Raw genomic sequence first — 6,000 nt, forward strand, 5'->3', positions numbered from 1 at the left:
AAGCCATTGTACCATTCCTGCTATAAAAAACTATTCCCCTGTATTAATGGTTACGTATGAAATTCTCTAGAAAAAATTTGGTGCAAGAAAACCAATGGCTTTTACTGTTTCACATTTATTTATTTGGTAAACTATCTGGCGCATACATTCGTTTACTTTCCTCAACAGTTCGTATGTAACAATTCGATCATTAGGGCACCGTTCTATTTTCTATTCCAGTTCCCTGATCCCATTAAAAAATTCTCTTCCCAAAATCCAGCCCACACCTGTTATCGCACCAAGGAAAATCCATATGACAAGAATCAAGAGCCTGTTAGGCTTTGATTTTTTGAGCGGGACGACAGCGGGACTAACCACTGAAAACACCGGTGTGTCTTCTTTAACTTTGATTCGTTCCTGTTCAAGCTGCTGAGCCAGTTGGGAATAAACGTTAAATGCCAGTTGATATTCATTTTGCAACTGCTCTTCCTCTGCAAGAGCCATAGCATTGACTACATTTTTATTTCTATCCCTGAAAGTAGCCAATTTTTTCTGTGCTGTTTCGAACTCCTTTTTGCTCTCATCATAACGTTCTTCGACAAATTGCAATTGAGCGACGGCTTTTTCAATCTTAATTTTGGTAATACTATTCTGAAGCAATATTTGTGTTTTATGAGCAACCTGCGCCGATAAATCCGGGTCAAAAAATCGCGCTGATAAAACCATAAAACCATCCCTGTCGTTAACTGAAAGCAAAATATTTTGAGCAATAATTCTTAGAACATCATTCTGTTCTTTTGTGAGTTTCAACGGCCCGCTGTTTTCACTTTCCTTTTTCTCTAAAGGAACATCTTTTTCTTCTCTAATCATTTTCAAAACAACCCCTGGCAGGCCAATGGTGTATTTTTTAAAATGAACAAGGATTCCCGGCTTGTACACTTCTGTATAATAGGCATACAGACTCATCTTTTTATCTATTCCCGGAAATGTATAAGAGGTGTTCATTATTTCCATCTGAAATGGTATACTCTGCACTATTTGTGGATATATTTGAGGTGAAAGCTCTGCCATTCCATTAGTCAAATTCAAATTAAACCCTGCCATGTCGGCCAACGACGAAAGTCCGCCGAGATTTCCGCTGTTCCCAGATGTTTGGGGTACCAACGTAACAGAGGCTGTAAATTCTTTTGGAGAAAGTAAGGCTACCATCAGTCCAAGAAAGGTACTTATAACAACAGATATAACAATAACTTTCCGACCTTGCCATATCGTTTTTACAAGTTCAACAAAATCATCTTCTATATCAGTTTCCCTTGAATGATATCTTATTTCCGCTTGGTCTTTCATATGTTTGAATCAATCGTACTCCCTTGCTTTTTTTTACAGCCAGCACAAAGATTGCTAATCCGACTAAAATTCTAACGTAATCATTGTTTTGCAAAGATAAAACGATTAGTGATTAGCTGGTCTCTTTAAGATTTTTACTCAAACGAGTGTTTCCCTTTATCATATGTAATTTAATAATAAAATGATACCCCTTTTCAATGCTCCGCCACCTCAATTACATTTGGGCCCTGGAAATCTCAAACGAAAAGGAGTATGACGCTTGTTCAAAAAAGTCGTCAAAAGTAAAAACTTTAAGAAAGTAAAACGAAAGAAAAACGATAAAATTCTTTTTCAAAAAAAAGAATTGAATTGTGGCCTCCCGGCTAAAACCAGAGTTATTTTTATTTACCCTTATGGTTTATACTTGTACAATTTTTTGTGATTCGGGTTCCAAGGCAGATTGCTTTCACATCATCTCATCCTCAATCAACCCTATCGGGGTTTGACCACAATAACTCCGGCATTTATGCCGGGGAGGAAGCAACTACACAAAAGACAGGCGCACGCTAGCCAGCGTTTTGAAAAAGAGGCGTGGTATGCGCCGCAAACACTGCTGCCAGCTCCCCCAAACCCCTGAAGGGGCTTTTAAGGTGCTTGCTGATAATATCCTGAATTCATTTGATAAAGATTCGCTTCGTTGACCAGCTACGCAGAATTTAAATTTGTGCAAATGGTTCTTTTGTTTGGTCTGTTATTGCGGCCGGGAGAAGGGCGCCTTTTCAATCAGGGTAGCCTCGCCGGCCGGGGTTGTATTCCCGTCTATTTTCCCCCGGTTAAAACCGGGGGCTATTGTTATTAAACCCTTACCGGGTTTTGTAAGATACAATTTTTTGTGATTTGTATTCCATGAGGAATTATTTCTTCATCATGTCATTCCCCAATATAAACTCCAGCGGGTTTGACTACAATAACTCCGGCATTTATGCCGGGGAGGAAGTGCCGCACAAAAAACAGGTGCACCGTAGCCAGCGTTTTGAAAAAGAGGCGTGGTATGCGCCGCAAACACTGCTGCCAGCTACCCCAAACCCCTAAAGGGGCCTTCAATGTGCTTCCTGATAATATCCTGAATTCATTTGATATAGACTCGCTTTGCTTCGTTGACCAGCTACGCAGAATTTAGATTTGTGCAAATGATTCTTTTGTTTGGTCTGTTATTGCGGCCGGGAGAAGGGCGCCTTTTCAATCCGGGTAGCCTCGCCGGCCTGGGTTGCGTATTGGTATTCCTTCCCCCGGTTAAAACCGGGGACTATTGTTATTGAACCCTTACCGGGTTTATTCGGTGCAACGAAAACACAGCACTCTCCTCCAGGGTTACAAAAATCCATATGTTACATAACTGATTGATTTTCTACTTAATTACAAAAAAAGATTCTACTTTTAAATCACCATAAACACAATTAATTCATAAAAGTGAAAAAAACCACCAGATTCACTTTCCGGTAAATCTTTTTCCACAACTTTTACCCCGGGACCTGATGGTATATGTTAAACTTTAAATCTATTATTATGAGTAATTCTGATGATTTTCAAACGAAATTGGATGTGCTCAAAGCCATCCCCAACGAACAAGTACAAACCCCTACGCTGCCTGTGGATGTTTTTCTGCAGGAAGCTGAGAATCTTTACCACTGGTGTCTGGCCGACAAGGAAAAACTGGTGATTACCGGTATCAGCGAAGAACAGATAAACGACCTTCCCGTTCGGGCCGGAGCTTTACGTGAAGCACAATCATTGTGGTTTAAACAGCGCTATTCACAGGAGGAGGCTCAACGGGATTGGGGCGAACTATCACCCCTGGCCTATGACCTGCGTGACGAGCTGCTTCATGTATTTCGTTTTGCCTATCGGGATGATGCGGCAATTTTGAACCGAGTGGCAGAAGTTGCCGAAGGTAGCGGACATGCAGATATGCTACAAGACCTGAACAATTTAGCAGTCCTGGGGCGTGAAAATGCCAATGCTTTAAGCGCTATTGGTTTTGATATAACCAAACTGGATAAGGCTGCAACAATGGCCGATGAAATGGCCGACCTGCTGGCCACTGCCAACGGCGACAAAGCCGAACAAAATGAAGCAAAGGTTTTGCGTGACCAGGCCTATACCCACCTCAAAGAATTGGTGGATGAAATCCGGGAAGCCGGGAAATACCTGTTCTGGAAAAATCCGCAAAGGCTAAAAGGCTATTCCAGCCAGTACTGGAAAAAGAAAAACAACCAAAAGGAAGCATCCATTTCGGAAAACACTGATTAACAACTTCCTGTTGAAACTTGGGGCGTCCTGTAAGCGAACGGGGCGCCCTGTTGTTTTCCCGCCTTCCCTGTAGCACTTATTCTCTTCCCTGTAAGTTCAAACAGGTTCTCCTGTACCTTTTTTTCCGTTCCTTTTCACTTTCAGCCTTCTCCTGTTGTTTCCCGGACTGGTCCTGTAAGTACAGGGACGCTTCCTGTTCAACTGGAAGAGGGTAAAATGATACTGGAAAAGACAATAATATTACCGGATATAACAATTTTCTGCTCGCTTCAATCAAAACTCAACAATATTCATCAGGTGAACTCCAGTCACCAGATGAAAGAAGCCCGGAGTGGATGGGCTACTCCAACTCAAAGGTTATTCCTTCTTTTTATCTTTTCCCATCAGTGGCCGGATAGAATTCCCGATGCTGTATACAACGTGGATTAATTTATTAAATTGGATTTAGTTTTAGACTGTTCGGATTTTGGCGATTGTCGAAGAAAGTTAATAAATATATTCTTTTTCGTTTATTGTCAACCTGATAAAAGAGTGAATTATTTTTATCAATGATCACTTTTCGAATATTGGCATGCTTCGATGAACGGGCAAAAATTTCCGGATTTTTTTATTTGATTGTATTATAATTTCAGTTTTCTGACTGAATTGCAAGATTTCTCTTTTTGTCCGGTTTTTATCCAAATAATCTAATGTTGTGTGCCTTTGTGGAATCAAATCGAGTGGTGGCACAAAACTTTTTCACCCGAACAGCGCTTACAGAAAATTTTTTGCCTGTAGTTTTGCTCAAGAAACCAAAACCTCCGGGTATACCAGCCAATAAAGTTTTTTTTATCAATTCGTCGGCTCCAGTAACCGGAAAGTTCATATTTCAATTGTTCCGGCTGACTAATCCCTGTTGTTGGATGAAGTTGTAACTCTTTTAAAATCTTGCGGATTTTCCCTATTGTTTTTTTATTTCCGGCTTTATGGTAGCTTCGAATATCTTTGTCTGCTTGCGGCAAAATTTTAATCTTGTACATCGGTATCAAGATTTTTTAAATAGTTGCTGACATCTTCCTCGCATTTTAAGATAACTGCACCTTCCTGATGTTTTTCTGATTCTTGAATTTTTTTTAGAAAATCAGGATTGTAAGGGCTTTTTTCAAAAGGTATTTTCATAGCTTTTAAAACAGATTTAATCGCCTTCAATTGTTCGTTGTTTTGCGGATGTATTGTTAATGCTTCCATTGTTGTTCTATTCTGAATCGACAAGGTACAAAATTATTGTTTATTTTAACTAGATGCAATTTGTCTGTTCAGTACAAAAGAAATCGACAAAATAATTATACCATTTATTTTAGAGTTGAGTTTCGCGAAAAAATCTTCCGAACATCCGTAATTATAAATCCGCACCAGCGAATGGTCAAAGGTTTCAATGTCCCATCGGCTTAATGCTCATCGCTCATCTCTTACCGTCTCAAGGTCGAAAAGTCAAAAGTCAAAGGTCTTTAATTATAACGTCTCAGTACTCTCCTATCACCGTCTCATCTCTCATCATCTCATCGTCTCACTGCTCTTCCAAATGACTCACGGGGCTTTGCCCCGAACCCCAGTTCCTTTTTTGTCTTGACACAAAAAACGAACGAAAAAAAGTCAAGAAAATTTCACTTCTCTGGTATATGATTTGAGTTATACCTACTTTGGTTAAAAAATGAGTTCAAAGTTAATCGACTCCTTTTAACCCGTGGAACTCACAATGGGCATGAAATCCGGGAAAATAAAATTTTGTATCCCCATGTTCGTTTCATCCTTCCACGCTCTAGACCAACGCCGGCCCGGGCCAAATTTTCACCCTGCGCGCCTTTCTTACAATCATAGTGCTCAAAGTCTCATGTTCTTACTACTCATCGCTCAATTCTCACCGCTCTCCGCTTATCTCCCTCTCAGTGCTCACAGTCTCACCATCTCAGTGCCCACCGTCTCAACCCTCGTCTCTGCTTCTCAGCGGGGCTTTGCCCCATACCCCAAATACTTTTCTCCTTAGATGAGAAAAGTATTCAAAAGAATCAAGCCAAAGTTATCCTTCAACGCTTTTGGCCTGCGCCGGCCCGGGCTACTTTGGCTGGCCTACGCACCTTTATCCGCCGGGGGCGGATATTGAAAGTTTTTAAATTTCCATCTAATTCTATTGTGTTTACAATTCTTTAAAGCTCTTTGGCAACTCAAATTCGTGCGTCAACTTTTCTGTTAGTGGGCGCAGGGATGGCGCTGGCAACCGGCTATTTTGGTCTTTGAATTTTATTTTCAATGGAAAACGTTCGCTGCTCATTTCTCACCGCTCACTTTCTCATCTCTCACCTTTCCGGTGCTCATAGTCTCATTTTCTTACTACACGGTGCTCACCCT

General features: G+C 40.8%; 5 protein-coding genes. 2 read left to right on the forward strand and 3 right to left on the reverse strand.

The annotated features are described in order from the left end of the window. Nucleotides 1-210: 210 nt before the first annotated feature. The gene (locus tag K5G00_RS13595) at nt 211-1,326 is read right to left on the reverse strand and encodes a GNVR domain-containing protein (RefSeq protein ID WP_238766701.1); all 1,116 of its coding nucleotides are present in this window, start codon (nt 1,324-1,326) and stop codon (nt 211-213) included. Between the two features lie 1,545 nt (nt 1,327-2,871). Between K5G00_RS13595 and K5G00_RS13600 the strand changes: the two genes are divergently transcribed. Both K5G00_RS13600 and K5G00_RS13605 read left to right on the forward strand, forming a co-directional pair. Next, the gene (locus K5G00_RS13600) at nt 2,872-3,615 is read left to right on the forward strand and encodes a hypothetical protein (RefSeq protein ID WP_238766702.1); all 744 of its coding nucleotides are present in this window, start codon (nt 2,872-2,874) and stop codon (nt 3,613-3,615) included. Between the two features lie 216 nt (nt 3,616-3,831). Continuing rightward, a complete protein-coding gene (locus tag K5G00_RS13605) occupies nt 3,832-4,044 on the forward strand; it encodes a hypothetical protein (protein ID WP_238766703.1) in 213 nt (70 codons plus the stop codon). A 281-nt stretch (nt 4,045-4,325) separates the two neighbouring features. On the opposite strand, the gene K5G00_RS30060 is transcribed toward K5G00_RS13605, so the two are convergent. Continuing rightward, nucleotides 4,326-4,634, reverse strand: coding sequence for a type II toxin-antitoxin system YoeB family toxin (locus K5G00_RS30060; RefSeq protein WP_317235549.1), 309 nt, complete (start codon nt 4,632-4,634; stop codon nt 4,326-4,328). After that, nucleotides 4,621-4,842, reverse strand: a complete 222-nt coding sequence (locus K5G00_RS13615) for a DUF2683 family protein (RefSeq protein ID WP_238766704.1) — start codon at nt 4,840-4,842, stop codon at nt 4,621-4,623. The genes K5G00_RS30060 and K5G00_RS13615 overlap by 14 nt, the downstream gene beginning before the upstream one ends. Nucleotides 4,843-6,000 lie beyond the last annotated feature (1,158 nt).

The sequence above is a fragment of the Maribellus maritimus genome, from assembly GCF_022267315.1.
GTDB classification, from domain to species: Bacteria; Bacteroidota; Bacteroidia; order Bacteroidales; family Prolixibacteraceae; genus Draconibacterium; species Draconibacterium maritimum.